Here is a 16,907-nt window from a genome sequence, read left to right on the forward strand (position 1 = left end):
TGTCTTCAGTTTTCAAACAGCGGGGCGTCTAACAAAGACAAGCAGGCCAACCGATCTCTCGGCTACAAGGCCCGAAGCTCTCATGAAGCGCAGTAGAGCGGCCCCGCCAGCGGCGGCGCCGTCTCGATGGCTGCGTTATAGGCCCCACCCTCTCGACCTGTCAACGCCAAAACAAAACTTTTCCGACAGTTCGATGACAGGGCCTCATATTTTGGCAATCCGCCGTCGGGAACGCTGGAATAAAGCCAATGATCGCAATGCCTTGCTGAGTTATCCACTCCCCGGGGCCCGCATCTGCTCCATTCCGAGGCGCGAGACGCCGCCATCGACGGCAGCGAAAGTCCTTGGCACGTGCACCGTCCTTGGGGGCCATCACTGACAGCGACCGGCCATTCCCACGACACGCCCGAGGGTCTGCGCTGCCGGCCTGGACGCCGAACGCGGCGCTCTGCACATTCCCAGGTCTGCCTCGCATCCGCTCGCGGCAGTCCAGGACGCCCGCCGGCAACAAGCCGGCGCGCGAACGGGACCGGATCAAGAGCGGGTTCACACCATGCCGGAGAATACTATGCCTGAGATCATCGTGGTCGGCGCCGGAGTCCTCGGAACCTCCGTCGCCTATCGCCTCGCCCTCGCGGGCGCGCGCGTCACCGTGCTCGAGGCGACACGGGTTGGCGGCGGTACGTCCGGCATCAGCTTCGCCTGGACCAACTCCTGCAACAAGGAGCCTCGCAGCTATCATGACCTGAACGTCGCCGGCATGAAGGCGCACGCAGCATTGAAGGAGGAGTTTGGCGCAACACCCTGGTGGCACGGCGGCGGTCGCGTCGAATGGAAGGCGGAAGCCGAGCGCGACGGTCAGCGCACCAAGGTTTCACGCCTGCAGGACTGGCGCTACGCGGCCGAATGGATCGACCGCAAGCAACTGCTCGAACTCGAGCCGGATATCGATCCCGCGGCGATCGGTGATGCGCCCATCGCCTGGTACCCGAATGATGGCTGGCTCGACCCGGTCGTCTACGCCCACGCCATGATGAGCGCGGCATGCCGGCTCGGCGCTGAGCTGAAGACCCAGACGCGGGTAAGGGCCCTCCTCGTCGAAGGCGGCAAGGTCAAGGGCGTACGCTGCGAAACCGGCGAGATATTTCATGCAGACCTGGTGGTGAACTGCACCGGGCGCTGGTCCAATGACACGATCGGCACGTCCGCTCCCAATGTCCCGCTGGAGCCCACGGTCGGTTTCCTGGTCTTTACACCGCCTGTGCCGGCTTCGATCCAGCGCGTGGTCTCCTCGCCGCTTTGCGATTTCCGACCGGATGGCGCCGGAAGGCTGATGGTGCATTGGGGACCGGCCGACGCGCAGGTGACGCCCGAGGTCAGCGAGCATCCCGGCATGGCGCAGGCTGCGGTCGTGATCGAACGGCTGACCAGGATCCTTCCCGGCATTGCGCCGATCCAACCCGAGGCCACGCGCGTCACCCAGCGCCCCATTCCCAGGGATGGCCTCTCGGCCATCGGGCCCGTGCCTGGCCTCGACGGCTATTATCTGATGGTCACGCATAGCGGCGCGACGCTCTCGCCGGCGCTCGGGGCCATGGCCGCGGACGAGATCCTCACTGGCATTGAACGGCAGGAGCTTGCCGATTTCCGCCCCGCGCGCTTCTTCACATAGAATGGGAATCCGCGGCGGCCCCCGGAGAACCGTCCAGCCGTGTGCTCGTCGCGCCGAATGATGGGAGGGCAAGCCGTGACGGAGGTTCACGACCTTCAGCGCTTCGTTACCGCCCAGGAGCCGATCTTCGAAACCGCGCTTGCCGAGCTGCGAGCAGGCCGGAAGCGGACCCACTGGATGTGGTTCGTCTTTCCGCAGCTGCGCGGTCTTGGCCTTTCGCCGACGGCGGAACGCTACGGCCTGGCGTCGCTGGCGGAAGCGCGTGCCTATCTCGCCCATCCCATTCTCGGCCCCCGCCTCGTCGCGTGCACCGCCGCCATCCTGGAGCTCGAGGGCCACTCAGCCCACACCATCTTCGGCTCGCCCGACGACAAGAAGCTTCGCTCGAGCTTGACCCTGTTTACGCTAGCCGCGGCTAGCGGCGACACTATCTTCCGGCAGGGCCTGCAGCGCTATTTTGGCGGCGAACCGGATCCGCGCACGCTCGACCTGATCGGGCAGCCCCCGTCCGGCGAAATGCGCCCATAGTCCGCAAGCGGCAGATCGCTCACCAGGGGCCGTGAAGCTACCCCTGGAAGCGGATTGTCATTGCCCTGTGCTCGCGGCAACCGGCCGGCCGGGCCCACTCCCCGACCGGAGATCGCCACGCTTCGCGAGGGCCAAGGCTTCAAGCTCGAGGACCATTCGCTCCGGTGTCTCACATGGGAGGGCGCCGAGCACTGAAATCTCGCGGGTCACATCGACCGGCAAGCCCGAGTTCGAGTCGTCGGGAATCTGATTCAGCCGGCCGCCGATGCAGACCGGGATGGACCGGCCGGCCCGCTCGAGAGCGCCCAGTACCTCGCTCGCGAACCGAAGGGCGATGCCGTTATATGTGCTGATGGCGATGACATCGCATCCCCGTGCCAGCGCAATCTCGACAAGATCATCGGGGTCGACCGATGTACCGCCATCGACCGCCTCAACCCCCAGGCTCGTGAGCAGGTGCTCGATCAGATTCTTGCCGTGCTCATGGACATCGCTGCTGGCCACACAGACCTTGAGACCACTCGCTTCGATCAGACGACGGGCACTGACCGGAACCTTCGCCACCCAGGATTCAGTGGCGTGCTGGAGCTCCTCGACCCATTCGGCAAGCACAATGGCCCGCCGCCCGCCCCATGCCGCACGGTCGGCTGCCCCCGCGCCATACAGCGCCTCTAGGCGTTTCGGGCCGATTCGGCGCAGGGCCAACATGAGTGCGGCAGGATCGCGCGTGTCGATTCCGGCTTCCCGCAGGCCCGTCAAGACCTTGCCGGCAAAGGCCCGGCCGCCATCGACGAGGCTTGCGGCCATCCCGTCGACCAAAGCCAGGTCGATCAGGCCGAGATTGGCGGACGCGTGCTCGACCATCCGGGCTGCGAAAACCTGCGCATCGATGATTTCGTCGGTATCGGGTATCCGCTCGTTCTCGGTCACCGGGACCGGATTGATCGCGTGCCCACTCGCCCGGCGCTGCAGCGACCAGATATCGGCCTGGAGGTAGCTCGCCAGACTTGCGAAATTGCCGGCCGGCGTGGATCTGTAACTCACCGTGTTGCCGAAAATCATGCTTCCCGGCGTGTCCGACACCTGCATCAAGGCATGATGGAAGGCGAGCCGCATGAGCGGGGCCGTGAAATGGTGTCCGTAGCAATGCGAGACTTTGGCGCCGATCAACTCATCGACGATATATTTCTCGATCAGCACCATGCCGAGCGCCGAACTCATATCGGCGAACAAACCGGCAAAGCCGTCGTCGAGGTTCGAATGAACCAACACCTCGACGGGTTGAGCAGCGATCAACCCAAGCGCCGTCACCGTGGCCTCGGTGGTGGCGACATCGTCGTCCCAATCGGGGAGGCGGAACGTGAAATATTGGCCGAGATTCCCGACAGTGGTGACCCCGGCTGCCAGCGCKGCCCGGGTATTCTCCACGGCTCCGGGCAAGCCCAGCATGAAGTCGCCGAAATGCGCCGCGGCCGGCACGATGCCGGTGATCCGCGAAAAATCCTCGGGCCCGTCGAGGACGATGCCGGTGCCGCGCGGACGCTGGGAGCGCTGCGCGAGCGGGTACCCCATCGACCAGTCCAGGGTGATGCCGAAGCGATCGACCACCGTGCCGAGCCGGGCGCAGCTTTCATGCACGGTCCGGATTGCGTCCAGCGTTCTGTCGACGCTGCGAAAGCCGATATGGGCGTGCTGCATGATGCGCCCCTGAACGGCAGTCCTGCGCTTGTAAGCCGCCTCGGAAGGAACGCCCATCGTATCGAGGAAAAGATTGCGGCCCACCTGCCAGGTGCGCGCCATGACCGCGCCCTCTGCAAGCAGCTCGGCGCCCGGCCGAAGCGCGCCGGGAACGAGATCCGCGAGAGGCGGCAACACCGTGTTGGTCATGAAATCCTCCCGGCCATGCGCTCCTGAATTCCCGCGTCAGATGGCCACGATGTCGAACTGGCGTCGGATCGCGGCGACCAGACTGGAGGCCGTGATCGCCGAGGTCTTTGGGTTGCCGGCGGAGGGCAAGTTGGTGAAGCGCAGATAGGCCGAGCCGAGCGAGCTCTCCGCCTCGATCTCGTGAATATTTCCCCTGGCAGCGGGATCGGAGACGATCCGCGTCGTCACCCGTGCGGCACGCGCTGCGAGCGCAATGGTGAGCCCGACATTCAGGTTCCTGGGATAGAGCCGCGCCGCTTCCTCCGCGCTGCCTTCATAGAGCACGATCTCGGCGACGAGCGACCGCTCGCTAAGCCCGGCCTGCGCCAGCTCGGCCGCCCACGCGGCCGGTGGCTTGCGCGAGGTGTAGCGAATCCGGGCATCGTCGGCTTCGCGTAGCGCCGCGAGATAGTCGAGCCCCCCGACAGCCCCGGATGGCAGGATGAGCCGCGCCCCGCTCCGTGCCGCGATCCCGGTCAGGCGAGCCAGGAAATCAGTATCGGCAAGGGCGCCCGTCGAAGCCGCAATGACCGGGAGGCCAGCGGCCAGAACATCCGGCAAGGCCTCCACGACGGCGGCATGCCCGGCCGCCTCGACAACGAGGTCGGGTCGGCTGGCAATCAGTTCCGGCACCGTCGTGGCGACCTCGACGCCCACCGGCACCGTGGCGCAACTCGGAGAATCCGGCCGCAACAGCACGGTGAAGTGAAAGTCCGCCGACTGTTGGAGGCGCGCATGCACCTCGCGCGCGATCGTGCCGAAGCCGATCAACCCTATTCGCTTCCTGCTCATGGCAGTCCCATTGCGACAGATCAGGGGTTGCGCTGGTCGGTCGGCGGCACGGCGAACACGGTCTGGCGCTCGATTTCGAGAACGTTGTCCGGTCGGGGGAAATTGGCCGGCGCCGCCTCGCCCGCGACCCGCGAACGGCCGATCAGACGGAAGAAATCCTCGAGGCCATTCGGCACGATCAACCAGACCCAGTGCAGGTCCTCGGTCCCCTCGTTGATGAACATATGCCGACGGCTCTTGCCGACGAAGATCGCGGTGCCGGGTTGAAGCGGAACGTCCTTGCCGTCGAGCACGGCACGCCCCTTGCCCTTGATGAAATAAATCACCTCCTCGTGTCGATCGTGGCTGTGTTCACGGACATAGCCACCGGGCGGCACGGTCTGGGTTCCCAGAGCCAATGGGTGATCCATCCGCACCCGCGCGGGGTCGACGACCACCTCGATATGGCCGTTGGCCGGAACCGGCTGCCAATAGCTCGTCGCCTGGCCGGGCTGGATAACGAATGTCTCGCCGGGTTCGTGAATTTCGGTCATGGGGTCATCTCCATTCCGTTGGCTCTTCCCGGGACGGCGGAAAGCAACTTCTGCGTATAAGGATGCTTGGGAGCAGCGAAGATCTCGGCCGTGACGCCGTGTTCGACCACCTCGCCGCGCTGCATGATCGCGATCCGATCGCAGATCTGGGCCGCGACGCGCAGGTCGTGCGTGATGAAGATCATCGACAGGGAGAGCCGATCGCGCAGTTCGACGAGCAGCTGCAGCACCTGCGCCTGGACCGAGACATCCAGCGCCGAAACCGCCTCGTCGGCGACCAGGATCTTTGGCTCGAGCGCAAGCGCTCGGGCGAGCCCGATGCGCTGCCGCTGCCCGCCCGAAAACTGATGCGGCAAACGGTCGGTGGCGCTGGGATCAAGCCCCACCAGCGAGAACAGCTCCTTGGCTTTGGCCAAGGCCTTGTCCTGCTTGACGCCGCGGGCGATCAGCCCCTGGGAGACCAGGTCCCCGGCCGTGCGCCGCGGATTGAGCGAAGCGTAGGGATCCTGAAACACCATCTGGACGAGATGACGCTGGCGGCGCAGCGTCTCGCCGCGAAGCTTGCCGAAATCGACGCCGTCGAGTTCGATCGCTCCCTGATCGGGATCGAGCAGGCGTACGATGCAGCGCGCCAGAGTCGACTTGCCCGAACCGCTTTCGCCGACGATGCCCAAAGTAGCCCGGCTCGGCAGATCGATATCGACCGCCTTCACTGCGTAGGTCACGCGGCGCTGCCGGTCGAACCAACCGCCACCCGTCCGATAGGTCTTGGACAGATCGCGCACCGTTGCGATCGTCCTATCCGGCAACACCCGCGGCGGCGGCGGTGTGATGCTCGGAACCGCTGCGATCAGCGCGCGCGTATAGTCGGCCTTGGGGTTGTCGAGCACCTCGCGGACTGTTCCGCTTTCGACGACGCGACCATGCTGCATCACCATCACCCGGTCGGCGATCTCCGCGACGACGCCGAAGTCATGGGTAATGAACAGAACCGCCATGCCGGTCCGCCGCTGGATGTCCCTGATCAGCGTCAGGATCTGCGCCTGGATGGTGACATCGAGGGCAGTGGTCGGCTCGTCCGCGATCAGGATCTTGGGTTCCAGAGCCAGCGCCATGGCGATCATCACGCGCTGGCGCTGCCCTCCCGACAACTCATGGGGATAGGCCCGGTAGGCCGAAGCCGGCTCGGGAATGCCGACCTCGTCCAGCAGCTTCAGCGCGCGCTCCCGGATCTCCTGCTTCGACAGCTTGGTGTGAGCCCGGAACATCTCCGCGATCTGGTCGCCCGCGGTGCGCAGGGGGTTCAGGGCCGTCATCGGCTCCTGGAAGATCATGCCGATCTCGGGACCGCGGATCGCACGCAGCTCGTCCTCGGAGAGGCCGAGAATGTTCCGCTCGCCGAGCATGATCCTGCCGCCCCGCACCGGCAGGCTGGTGGGAAGCAGCCCCATCAGCGCCGACGCGGTCATCGACTTGCCGGAACCGCTTTCCCCGACCACGCAGACGATCTCGCCCGGCGTGAGGGTCAGCGAGAGCTTCTCGACCGCATAAGGCCGGTCGGCCCCTCCGGGCAGGGCGATGGATAGATCTTCGATACGAACGAGAGGGGTCATCGGCCGCGGAGCCTCGGGTTCAGCGCATCGTTGAGCCCCTGTCCGACAAGGGAGACGGACAGGATCGTCAGCAGGATCGCCACGCCGGGAATCGCGGAGACGTACCACTCGCTGCGCAACACCTTGCGGCCCTGGCCGATCAGATTGCCCCAGGAGGCAATGTTCGGATCGGACAGGTCGAGGAAGGCGAGCGCGCTTTCGAGGAGGATCGCCGTCGCCATCACGACGCTGCCATAGACGATGATCGGCGCCAGCGCGTTGGGCAGAACCTCGCGGAAGATGATCCAGCGATTGGTCAGGCCGAGCGTCCGGCAGGCCTGGACGAACTCGCGATTGCGCAGGGTCAGGAACTCGGCGCGCGTCAGGCGCGCCACCGCCGGCCAGGACACGATGCCGATCGCAATCGTTACCGCCGTCATGTTCGAGCCCACCACCACCACGAGCACAAGCAGCAGGATGAAGTTCGGAAGCGTCTGGAAGGCCTCCGTCATGCGCATCAACGCGTCATCCGTCATGCCGCCATAGAAGCCGGCGATCGCACCGACGACGATGCCGATTGCAATCGCAATCAAGGTCGAGACGATGCCCATCAGCAATGTGGTGCGGGCGCCGTGGGCGATCTGTGCCGCGATGTCGCGGCCCGACGCGTCCGTTCCCAGCAGGAAGCGACCGCCGAGCGAAGGCCATTGCAGCGGCCGACCGGCAAGCCCCAGTGGATCGCGCGGGTAGAGCAGGTCGGCAAAGATGGCGAGGCCGACGATGCCGATGAGCAGGAGCAGGCCAAGCACGGCAGCGGGGCTGAACAGGAAATATCGGAGCGCCTTCATGATCAGGACGCCCCGGCCGTGATCCGCGGATCAAGGCGCGCATAGATGAGATCGACGACGAAGTTCACGCAAATGACCATGATGGCAGAGACAAAGACGATCCCGAGCAGCGTGTTGAGATCGCGCTGAACTACGGATTCGTATGCGAGCCGCCCGATGCCGGGGAGCGAGAACACGCTTTCGATGACGACCGAACCACCCAGCATCGTGCCGGCTTGCAGGCCGATCAGCGTGACCATCGGCAAGAGAGCGTTCCGCAGGACATGCCGCCGGACGATCTCGCTCTGCCTCAGGCCCTTTGCCCGGGCGGTTCGCACGAAATCCAGCGTCGAGACCTCGAGCATCGAGGCGCGCATGATGCGCAGATAGATGGCGAGGAAGATCAGGGAGAGCGTGATCGTCGGCTGGACCAGATGCCGTGCGATATCGAGCACCAGCCAAATGCCCGTCAGCCCGGCACCGATTTCCTGAAAGCCACCGGGCGGGAGCCAGGCCAGCCAGATCGAGAAGACGACGATGCTCATCAGCCCGAGCCAGAAGGACGGCGTGGCATAGAAGATGAGGCCGAGCAGCGAAATCAGCGTATCGGCCCAGCCGTTCACGCGCTGTGCCGAGACGATGCCAAGCAGCATGCCGGCAAAGAAGGCGAAGCTCAGCGCCGAGAACATCAGCAGGAGCGTTGCCGGCAGCCGCTCCAGGATAACGGTGGCGACGGGCTTGTTGTAGATCGCGGAGAATCCGAGATCCAGACGGACGAGCCGCCAGAGATAGTCCAGCAAGCGGACAGCCGCGCTGCCTTCCAGCCCATAGAAGCGACGCAACTCTGCCGCAGTGGCAGGGTCGCCACCGCCCATCTGCGCCATCAATGCATCAACCGTGTCGCCGGGCGCGAACTGAAGCAGCACGAATAATCCGGCGAGCAGGATGAGCAGCGTCGGAACGCTGCTCATCAGGCGTCGTCCGGCCAGTTTGAGAATGTGCATGGCCGTACTTTTCTGGGGCGCGCCAGGATCAGGATTCGATCCAGAGATCCGCCCAGTGGCTCGAAGGCCAGCGCGGATTGTTGTGGTGGTTCTTGAGCTTCTTGCTGGTGACCGAGATGAACTGGCGTTCTGTCGCCATCCAGAGCGGGAGCTCGGTGTTCAGCAGCTTGACGATCTCGGGATAGGCGGCCTTGCGCTTGGCCGGATCGATCTCGAAGGCGGCATCGTCCATCATCTTGTCGGCCTTGGGATCTTCCCAGCCCCACTGGTTGGTGAACGCGGTGCCCTTCGGGCTGCCCGAGCGGTACCAGACCATGGTGCTGATCGCCGGATCGGCGCGATAGATGTGCCAGCCGGTCGAGAGATCATAATTCCAGTCGCGATAGACGGCCGTGAGATAGGTCGCCGCATCGGGACGCTGAAGCTCGACCTTGATGCCGACCTGCTGCAGCGACTGCTGGATGAAGGTCGACCAGAGCGGGATGTCCTCGCCGAAGGGCGGGCTCAGCATCTTGAGCGAGAAGCGCGTGCCGTCGGAGCCGCGCTTGAAGCCAGCCTCGTCGAGCAGGGCGTTGGCCTTCTTGACGTCGAACGGATAGTCGGGCGCTCCCGCCTTGTAGAAATTGGTCGAGACGGACGGAATCGGCCCGTGCGCCCGCTTGCCGTTGCCGTACAGGAAGTTCTCGATGAAGAAATCGGTGTCGACCGCGTGTACGATGGCACGGCGGACCCGGACATCGGCGAGTTCCTTGCGACGCAGGTTGAATTCGATCGTGTTCTGGAAGGGCTGGCGCTCGTTGCCGCGCGAGGAGACCTCGAAGCGGGCGTCCTTGCCCAGCCGATCGATGTCGGCCAGCGGCAGCGAKGAATAGTTGCTCATATGGACCTGGCCGGCCTCGATCGCGGCAGTCGCCGCGGCCTTGTCGGTGATGAAGCGCCAGATGATCTTGTCGAGATAGGGGTAACCCTTGCGCCAGTAATCGGGGTTGCGCTCGGCGATGACATACTGGCCGCGCTCATACTGCGCGAACTTGAACGGGCCTGTTCCGATCGGCGCGACGTTCGCCGGGTTGTCGAGGATGTTGGTGCCTTCGTAGATGTGCTTGGGCGCGATGTAGCCCAGGTCGGGCGCGGCGCCCATGAACAGGTCCATCGGCATCGGACGGTTGTAGCGGAAGATCGCCGTATGCGCGTCCGGCGTATCGACCGCCTCCAGGGCGGAGTGCAGCGCCGTGCCGTAGTTCAGGTGCTTCTTCCACAGCTCCATCGCCGTGTACTGCACGTCAGCGGAGGTGAAGGGCTTGCCGTCGTGCCACTTCACGCCCTCGCGCAGCTTGATCGTGATGGTCTTGCCGTCCGGCGAACCTTCCCAGCTCGTCGCCAACATGGGCTCGAGTTCGCCCTTCTCGTTCAGGTCGACCAGCGGCTCCATGATCTTGGAGGCGATGACATAGACACCGGTCGAGGCCCGCAATGCGGGGTTCAGGATGCGCTGCTCCTGCGGCATGTGCACGGTCACGGTACCGCCCCGCCGCGGCTCCTGGGCGAACGCTCCGATCGGCGAGCCCGCTAGCAGCGCCGCCGCACCGGCCGATGCGAGCATCTGACGACGCGTAAATGTTGATGCAGTCATGTTCCCCTCCATTATTGTGAATTCAGGCCTGCTGGCGTCAGGCGATCGATCAAGGCCGCGCGGACCGCCTTCCGGCTTCCCAGCCAATCAGAGCCCCTTCGACGGAGGCGCAATGCAGCGGCCATTCGCCGGCTATGCTCCATTCGGCGAATGGCTCGGCGGTCGTGCCAGCCGCGACGTCGAGGACAATTCCGCAGCCTGTGCCTTGAGCCTGCGCGCCGACCTGCCAACGCCTGTCGAAACTCGGCGCATCCATGAAGACGAGATCCGCCCCCCGCGGGCGCATAGCGACGCAGAAACCACCGTCCTCGCCCCGCGCGAATGTGAGGCCGAGCATTTGCGCGCAGAGCGCCGCGGCAGCCGGCGGATCCTCAGCCACGATCTCGATGCGGCTCAGGGCGCGGGCACCATTGGCATGGCTGACGAGATCAGGCAGCCAGACGGTCTCGCGCGTCAGATGCTGGCAGGCGAAGAGGCGCACACCGGCAGGCGCTGGCTCGAGCGGCCATTGGAAGATGCGAAACCCCGCCTCTCCCACGCCGCCGCTGCCCAGTTCGACTGGCCGACGGAATTCGAACGGCCCAGTCGCCGAAATGCCGCCTCTCTTGAGCGTATCGAGCGCCGCCTGCGCATCGTCAGTCCGCATCGCGAGGCGTTCCAGCCCCGCTCCCGCGGCGAGGAAGTCGCGGGTCGGCCGATTGAAGTCCGTCGGGGCAAGCACGCCGAGCAGTTCGACGTAGTCGTCCTCGAACATGATCGTGTGATTGGCGGTGCCGAGATAGTCGCTGTGGAGACCACGCGGCGACACCGAAAACCCCAGCGCGCGCCAACGTTCGGCCGATGCCGAGAGTTCGCTCACGGCAACAACGATATGGTCCAGGCCGAGTACGTGATCGAGCATCTCACTACCGTTTTGCGCGGAGCCGCTTCCCCTGACACCAGTGACCGTGTCATAAGTGCATGCAGTTGTACAGGCACTTTTGAAACTTCGATTTCTGGCCGTTGCACAAAGATGAGAACGCGCGTGGCGCAAGGGTGGGCAGGCCATGCGAGGCCCCGCATCCAGCACCCCGAATCGCGGGGCATAGGGAATAAGAACGATCGCGATGTCAGCAGCTGGTTTGGCAGGCGGGCATTACCTGCACGCAGTCCCGCCTCGCCGGCTGACATTTGCCGGCCGAGTGAGCGCGCGCGCAAACGCGCGGCGGAAGGAAATGCGCGTCAGAGACGCAGCGGGTCTCGCCACGTCCTCATATCCCGTAGGCGGATCGGGATGTCAGTTCCGCGGAACGCGTGCCCGGCGCCGTACCGACCCCGACTCTTCCGGCACGAAAATCTTCAGAAGCGCATCCTTGAGAACACTGCGCGCCTCGGCGAAAGTCAGCGAAATATGTGCGCGCAGAATCTCAATGCCCTTTGCGGCGTCGCGCTCAGCAAGCGCCTGGACGATCCGCGAATGATCCCCGACGAGACTCGAGTGTTGCGGGCCGTTTTCGATCTGGACTCGTCGGATAAACCGGATTCGGGCGTTGACGCCGATAAGCTGGCGCACGACCTCGGGATTGCCGGCAAGCTCGGCGACATGGACATGAAAGGCTTCGTCCAGTTCGAGGATCTCGTCGGGATCGTTGTTGGCGTAGCGCCGACGCGCATCCTCCCAGAACGCCTGAAGGCGCTCGATCCCAGCCTGATCGACGCGCTCGCACGCAAGAGCGAACGCGCCGGTTTCAATGATGGAGCGCATCTCGAACAGATCGACGAGATCGTCGATATCGAGGCCGCGGAAGTAAAAGCCCCTGTTGGGCGTGAAGACGACAAACCCCTCGCTGGCCAGCCTGTTCAGCGCTTCTCGGACCGGCGTGCGCGACAGCTCCAGCATCTGCGCCAGATGAACCTCGTTGATGCGCTCCTCCGGCCGCATCTTGAATTCGACGAGCTGCTGCCGAATCGCGCGATAGGCGCGTTCTGCGCTGTCCGCCGCCCGACGCGGTGGGGCTGCCTTGACGGTCGGGGCCTTCGCGGTCTTCGGCATTCCGTCTCTCATTGTCGACGACGTTTCCCCGCTCTCGCATCACCAAGAAGCGGTCAGTGCAAGCTTCAAATCGCGCAACCGGAAAAAATCAACCAGCGCCCTCCGAATCCGGCCGGCAGCTTCTTCTTKGGATCATCATGACACGGATCGCATTTCTCGGAGTCGGCCATCTGGCCGAGGCGATGATTGAAGGCCTCTTGCGCGACCAGCAGACGGTTCCCCACCTCGCCCTGTCGCCGCGCGGTCAGGGACCGAAACTGGCCGAACGCCATGAGCTTGAGCTGGCCGAGTGCAATTCCACGCTCATATCCGGTGCGGACATCATCTTTCTCGCGACGCGGCCGGCCGATGCCATTGCAGCTATCTGCCATCTGCCATGGCGCCCGGAGCATATCCTGGTTTCGGCCTGCGCGGGCGTGCCCATTGCGCATTTGGAAAGAGCCGCCGCCCCTGCCCGCGTCATGCGGATCATGCCGCTCACAGCCGCATCTCTCGGCGCGAGCCCGACAACGGCGTTCCCGAGTTTTCCCGAAGTCCAGGCGCTGCTCGCACGGCTCGGCCCCGTCATTGTCCTTGAGAATGAAGCCCAGTTCGAGACCGCAACGGTCAGCGCCGCCATCTATGGCTGGGCTCAGAGCCTCATCGGCCTCGGTCGCGACTGGTCCGTCGCTCATGGCATGAGCCCTGAGGCAGCCCGCGAACTTGCCGCGACGACCTTCGTGGCGGCTGGCCGGATGATTGCCGAACGGCCGGAGCCGGTCGAAACGCTGATTGCGAATCTCGCGACGCCAGGCGGGATCACGGAGCGCGGCCTTACGGTGCTGTCCGAGCACGGCGCCAAAGAAGGCTGGACCGCGGCCTGCGACGCCGTTCTTGCCAAGCTCACTGACGGGAGGCCGGGCAGGCGCCCCTGAGCCCCCCTCCTTCAGGCCGGCTGCGACTTGTAGACATGACCGCCCACAGCCTGATCGGTTGGCGACACCTCGATTTCGGTGACGTCGACATGCTCAGGCAGGGCAAGCACGGCCGCGATCGTTTCAGCGATGTCCTGCGGTTTCAGCGCCCGAACGGCGCCATACATCGAATCATGCAGGCGGGCGCGATCGCCCGCGAAGGCCTGCAGATAAATGTCAGTCTCGACGCGGCCTGGAGCGAGATCGGTGACGCGGACATTGCTGCCGGCGAGATCGTAACGCAGAGAACGACCGGCATGGGCGAGCCCCGCCTTGGCCCCACCATAGGCCGACGTTCCCGCAAACACGCCGCGTGCGGCAGTCGTCGTGATATTGATGACATGACCGCGACGACGCTCAACCATGCCGCCCAGTAACGACTGCATCAGCAGCATGGGCGCAGTGAAGTTCACCGCGATCGTCTCGGAGATTTCCTCCGCGGTCTGCTCGTAGAGCGGTTTCACCGAGGCGACCATACCGGCATTGTTGACCAGGATGTCGATCTTGGCCCCGTCGAGCGCGGCGACGATCGCCGCAACATCGCGAACATCGGCAACCACCGGGATGACCCCGGCCTCGGCGACGACGGTTGCGAGTGCATCCTCGCTACGTGCAACGCCGTAGACCGTAAGCCCAAGGGTCGCGAGCTTGCGGCAAATCGCGGCGCCGATTCCGCGCGATGCGCCCGTGACGAGGGCGGTTTGATAGGGGAAGGCGCTCTGCATCATCCGGTCCTCTTCATTGCCTGCGTTCAGAGTGCCGCACGCTGCGACATCACCCGCAGCAGGTCGACCAGCCCGGCATCGCGCTGGCTGCGCAGGTCGTCATCGCTGCGTTCACCGATCGCCTCACGCACGGCTTTCGCCACGCGTGACACGGTCGGGGTATCAAGCCGGGCATCGCCGAGATCGTCCCAGATGTCCTGATAGGTCTTGCCGTATTTGGTCAGGAAGGTTTCGATACCCTCGGCGTTGAGGTGGTTCGAGATGAACGAGCCCTGCAAGGTCCATTTCGGGCCAGGGCCGTAGCAGAAGGCTCGGTCGACATCCTCCGCCGTCGCGACGCCGCTTTCGACGAGTGCGATGGCCTCGCGCCACATCGCTCCCATCAGCCGCAGGGCCAGATGGCCTGTGACCTCGCGCCGGAGCACGGCTGGCTTCTTGCCGAGATCCTCATAGAAGGCACGCGTCTGCTCGACGACCTCCGGCGAGGTCGCCTTCCCGCCGACGATCTCGACGAGCGGCATCAGGTGGACGGGATTGAACGGGTGGGCGAGGACCACCCGCTCGGGATGCGCACAGGCCGACTGCATGTCCGAGACGAGCAGGGCCGAAGAGGAGGACGCGATCACCACATCCGCAGCGATATGCTGTTCGATCTCCGCCAGCAGTGCCTGCTTCAATGGGAGTTGCTCCGGCCCCGATTCCTGGACGAAGCGAACACCGGCCATCGCGGTTGCGAGATCGCTMGCGAAGCGAATGTCTCCCGTTTCGGCCTTGGCCGGCGAAAGACGCTGCAGGTCGTCGGCAAGCGTTGCGCGCAGGGATTGAAAGGCCTCCCAGCGGGCGGGATCGGGATCATAGCAGGATACGTCATAGCCGGCATGGGCAAAGGTCGCCGCCCAGCGCTGGCCGATCGTGCCGAGGCCGACGACGCCGATCGGTCCACGTCCCAGAATGTCTTGCATCGGTTCAGATCCTTGTCATGCGGGCCGGTCAGCCGCGCAGAAAATCGAGTACTGCGTCCCGGTAGAGCGCCGGCTCAGCCCGCATGGCGTAGTGACCGCCACGAGGGAGCACGGCGAGTTCGGCGCCGGGGATGGAATGCGCGAGGCGCTCGGAGTGATAGGGCGGGGTCACGATGTCGTCGGCCGCGACCACGATCCTGGCCGGACAGGCGATCGTATCGAGGGACTCGTCGACACCATGTCCCAGCACAGCCTTGATACGCGCGCGGATGGTCGCGGCGTCCCGTTCGGTCGCAGGCGCACCGCCGGTCAGCTCCGCAGTGACGCGGGCGTCGTTCTCGGCGAGCCAGTACGGCGCGTTCAGCAGGGTGACGGCATGACGTCGATAGGCATCGACGCCGAGCCGGTCGAGGATCTCGATACGGCCGGCGAACAGTCGCTCCATATAGGCGCACGGTCGCGCGAAGGTCGCCGAGAGGACGAGGCGCGAAAGACGTTGCGGATTGTCTATCGCCAATCGCTGCGCGATCGCGCCGCCGGTGGAGTGGCCGAGGATCATCGCTTGCTCAATGCCCAGATGATCGAGCAGGCCAATGAGATCGTCGCACATCGCGGCGATGCTGGTCGATCCGTCCAGTGGGCTCGAACGCCCGACGCCGCGATGATCGTAAGTGATCACGCGGAAATGGCCGGCACAGACGCTGGCGAAATCCTTCCAGAACGACGCGAGCCCGCCCAGCCCTGAGATCAGGACAAGCGGCACGCCGGCGCCGGTCTCGGTGAAGGCGAGCGTGCCGCCATCTTGCAGGGGAGCGAGCGCGCTGGTCATGCCGCTTCGGCCCTCGCGTCCAGTGCCGTGCGGACGGCACCGTTGACGGCCGACCACGGGATCCGCAGGTCGAGCCAGGCTGCGAGACGACCTGCACACAGGATCGCCTCGTCGGTCAGCTCCGCCAGCGCAATCTCCGGGCGCCGGAACGCAGCCTCGAGCGCAAACAGGATTTCGGCGCTCTCACCGAGATGGCAGAAGTCGCGCAGGCGGGTACCGGCCTTGTTGCAGGCCAGCGCGGCGACGCTCCGCGAAACCTGCGGCTCCTCGCTCGCGAGACCGCTGCGGACCCACCACAGCAGCTCCTGCAGGATGCGCGCCTCGGATTCGGCCAGGAAGAGCGGGCCGGAGGGGTGCATGATCGCGCGCGAGGCGAGCATGCCGTCGATATCCGGCGGACTGGCCCGCCACAGCGTCTCGCGCCGCGCGACGAGCGCCTCGGGCAAGCTCGAAGCCGGGGACGCCGTCATCTGTGGCTGCGCGCCCTCGGCGAGCACCAGCCGCCCGTCGAACGCCTTCACTCCATGTCCTTCGCGCAGGCTCAGGCCAAGCGCCTGCAAGGCGGGCAGGCCACCTTCGATCTGGCCCAGCAGCGTGACCGTGGCGGTCTCGGCCTGAAGGGGTGCGAAGGTCAGCTCGAGGAACTGCCGCGCCGGCCAATACAGGAAGGCGCCGGGAGGCGCCTCCATGACATCGACCCCGCCCTCGGCGTCCTCGACGAACGGTGCATGCCAGTAGATGTGCTGGCCTGCGATCTTGGGCGTGTGGAGTTGCAGAGGCGCCGGCAGGGTGGAGGCCAGGGACCGAAGCGTGCGGGGCGCGCGCGCGGTATCGCAGGCGATCCGCCAACTCTCGTTGCCGGCAAAGAAATCGAGTTTCATGAAATCAGGATTCCGCGT

Annotated in this window: 16 protein-coding genes; 3 read left to right on the plus strand and 13 right to left on the minus strand. The window is 65.1% G+C overall.

What is annotated here, in order from left to right; all coding sequences use genetic code 11:
* Nucleotides 1-568: 568 nt before the first annotated feature.
* Together AC1DIO_RS21070 and AC1DIO_RS21075 are read left to right on the plus strand one after the other, a co-directional pair.
* Entirely contained in the window at nucleotides 569-1,672 is a 1,104-nt protein-coding gene (locus AC1DIO_RS21070) for an NAD(P)/FAD-dependent oxidoreductase (RefSeq protein WP_441507407.1), read from the plus strand.
* A 75-nt stretch (nucleotides 1,673-1,747) separates the two neighbouring features.
* Nucleotides 1,748-2,200 (plus strand): DUF1810 domain-containing protein, encoded by a 453-nt coding sequence (locus AC1DIO_RS21075; protein ID WP_441507408.1) that lies wholly within the window; start codon nucleotides 1,748-1,750, stop codon nucleotides 2,198-2,200.
* A gap of 57 nt (nucleotides 2,201-2,257) precedes the next feature.
* On the opposite strand, the gene AC1DIO_RS21080 is transcribed toward AC1DIO_RS21075, so the two are convergent.
* The 9 genes from AC1DIO_RS21080 to AC1DIO_RS21120 all read right to left on the minus strand — a co-directional run bounded on the left by AC1DIO_RS21080 (nucleotide 2,258) and on the right by AC1DIO_RS21120 (nucleotide 12,551).
* The gene (locus AC1DIO_RS21080) at nucleotides 2,258-4,087 is read right to left on the minus strand and encodes a cobalamin-dependent protein (protein WP_441507409.1); all 1,830 of its coding nucleotides are present in this window, start codon (nucleotides 4,085-4,087) and stop codon (nucleotides 2,258-2,260) included.
* Between the two features lie 36 nt (nucleotides 4,088-4,123).
* Nucleotides 4,124-4,918: an aspartate dehydrogenase gene (locus AC1DIO_RS21085; RefSeq protein ID WP_441492764.1), complete on the minus strand. Its 795-nt coding sequence runs from the start codon at nucleotides 4,916-4,918 to the stop codon at nucleotides 4,124-4,126.
* Nucleotides 4,919-4,938: 20 nt separating this feature from the next.
* Nucleotides 4,939-5,451, minus strand: coding sequence for a cupin domain-containing protein (locus tag AC1DIO_RS21090; RefSeq protein ID WP_441492763.1), 513 nt, complete (start codon nucleotides 5,449-5,451; stop codon nucleotides 4,939-4,941).
* Nucleotides 5,448-7,064, minus strand: coding sequence for an ABC transporter ATP-binding protein (locus AC1DIO_RS21095; protein ID WP_441492762.1), 1,617 nt, complete (start codon nucleotides 7,062-7,064; stop codon nucleotides 5,448-5,450). Before AC1DIO_RS21095 ends, AC1DIO_RS21090 begins: the two co-directional genes overlap by 4 nt.
* A complete protein-coding gene (locus AC1DIO_RS21100) occupies nucleotides 7,061-7,891 on the minus strand; it encodes an ABC transporter permease (RefSeq protein WP_441492761.1) in 831 nt (276 codons plus the stop codon). The genes AC1DIO_RS21095 and AC1DIO_RS21100 overlap by 4 nt, the downstream gene beginning before the upstream one ends.
* A gap of 2 nt (nucleotides 7,892-7,893) precedes the next feature.
* Complete coding sequence (locus AC1DIO_RS21105) at nucleotides 7,894-8,874, minus strand: ABC transporter permease (protein ID WP_441492760.1); 981 nt, start codon at nucleotides 8,872-8,874, stop codon at nucleotides 7,894-7,896.
* Between the two features lie 28 nt (nucleotides 8,875-8,902).
* The gene (locus AC1DIO_RS21110) at nucleotides 8,903-10,507 is read right to left on the minus strand and encodes an ABC transporter substrate-binding protein (protein ID WP_441492759.1); all 1,605 of its coding nucleotides are present in this window, start codon (nucleotides 10,505-10,507) and stop codon (nucleotides 8,903-8,905) included.
* 49 nt (nucleotides 10,508-10,556) lie between these two features.
* Nucleotides 10,557-11,408, minus strand: a complete 852-nt coding sequence (locus AC1DIO_RS21115) for a VOC family protein (protein ID WP_441492758.1) — start codon at nucleotides 11,406-11,408, stop codon at nucleotides 10,557-10,559.
* Between the two features lie 375 nt (nucleotides 11,409-11,783).
* Nucleotides 11,784-12,551 carry a GntR family transcriptional regulator gene (locus tag AC1DIO_RS21120; RefSeq protein ID WP_441507410.1) on the minus strand — a complete coding sequence of 256 codons (768 nt, stop codon included), beginning with the start codon at nucleotides 12,549-12,551 and terminating at the stop codon, nucleotides 11,784-11,786.
* A gap of 125 nt (nucleotides 12,552-12,676) precedes the next feature.
* Here AC1DIO_RS21120 and AC1DIO_RS21125 point away from each other — a divergent pair, with 125 nt between their 5' ends.
* Entirely contained in the window at nucleotides 12,677-13,453 is a 777-nt protein-coding gene (locus tag AC1DIO_RS21125) for a pyrroline-5-carboxylate reductase family protein (protein WP_441507411.1), read from the plus strand.
* Nucleotides 13,454-13,464: 11 nt separating this feature from the next.
* Here AC1DIO_RS21125 and AC1DIO_RS21130 read toward each other — a convergent pair whose 3' ends face one another.
* Genes AC1DIO_RS21130 through AC1DIO_RS21145 form a run of 4 tightly spaced genes read right to left on the minus strand, consistent with a single transcriptional unit; the run spans nucleotide 13,465 to nucleotide 16,889 of the window.
* Nucleotides 13,465-14,217, minus strand: coding sequence for an SDR family oxidoreductase (locus tag AC1DIO_RS21130; RefSeq protein ID WP_441507412.1), 753 nt, complete (start codon nucleotides 14,215-14,217; stop codon nucleotides 13,465-13,467).
* A gap of 26 nt (nucleotides 14,218-14,243) precedes the next feature.
* Nucleotides 14,244-15,179: a 3-hydroxyacyl-CoA dehydrogenase family protein gene (locus AC1DIO_RS21135; protein ID WP_441507413.1), complete on the minus strand. Its 936-nt coding sequence runs from the start codon at nucleotides 15,177-15,179 to the stop codon at nucleotides 14,244-14,246.
* Between the two features lie 28 nt (nucleotides 15,180-15,207).
* Nucleotides 15,208-16,008 (minus strand): alpha/beta fold hydrolase, encoded by an 801-nt coding sequence (locus AC1DIO_RS21140; protein WP_441507414.1) that lies wholly within the window; start codon nucleotides 16,006-16,008, stop codon nucleotides 15,208-15,210.
* Nucleotides 16,005-16,889 (minus strand): hypothetical protein, encoded by an 885-nt coding sequence (locus AC1DIO_RS21145; RefSeq protein WP_441492752.1) that lies wholly within the window; start codon nucleotides 16,887-16,889, stop codon nucleotides 16,005-16,007. Before AC1DIO_RS21145 ends, AC1DIO_RS21140 begins: the two co-directional genes overlap by 4 nt.
* Nucleotides 16,890-16,907: the final 18 nt, after the last annotated feature.

The sequence above is a fragment of the Allobosea sp. 05T439 genome (assembly GCF_056396005.1).

Coding starts and splice junctions, on each gene's coding strand:
- AC1DIO_RS21070 (WP_441507407.1), top strand. CDS start 569: ATGCCTGAGATCATCGTGGTCGGCGCCGGAGTCCTCGGAACCTCCGTC.
- AC1DIO_RS21085 (WP_441492764.1), bottom strand. CDS start 4,918: ATGAGCAGGAAGCGAATAGGGTTGATCGGCTTCGGCACGATCGCGCGC.
- AC1DIO_RS21090 (WP_441492763.1), bottom strand. CDS start 5,451: ATGACCGAAATTCACGAACCCGGCGAGACATTCGTTATCCAGCCCGGC.
- AC1DIO_RS21095 (WP_441492762.1), bottom strand. CDS start 7,064: ATGACCCCTCTCGTTCGTATCGAAGATCTATCCATCGCCCTGCCCGGA.
- AC1DIO_RS21100 (WP_441492761.1), bottom strand. CDS start 7,891: ATGAAGGCGCTCCGATATTTCCTGTTCAGCCCCGCTGCCGTGCTTGGC.
- AC1DIO_RS21105 (WP_441492760.1), bottom strand. CDS start 8,874: ATGCACATTCTCAAACTGGCCGGACGACGCCTGATGAGCAGCGTTCCG.
- AC1DIO_RS21115 (WP_441492758.1), bottom strand. CDS start 11,408: ATGCTCGATCACGTACTCGGCCTGGACCATATCGTTGTTGCCGTGAGC.
- AC1DIO_RS21120 (WP_441507410.1), bottom strand. CDS start 12,551: ATGAGAGACGGAATGCCGAAGACCGCGAAGGCCCCGACCGTCAAGGCA.
- AC1DIO_RS21125 (WP_441507411.1), top strand. CDS start 12,677: ATGACACGGATCGCATTTCTCGGAGTCGGCCATCTGGCCGAGGCGATG.
- AC1DIO_RS21130 (WP_441507412.1), bottom strand. CDS start 14,217: ATGCAGAGCGCCTTCCCCTATCAAACCGCCCTCGTCACGGGCGCATCG.
- AC1DIO_RS21140 (WP_441507414.1), bottom strand. CDS start 16,008: ATGACCAGCGCGCTCGCTCCCCTGCAAGATGGCGGCACGCTCGCCTTC.
- AC1DIO_RS21145 (WP_441492752.1), bottom strand. CDS start 16,889: ATGAAACTCGATTTCTTTGCCGGCAACGAGAGTTGGCGGATCGCCTGC.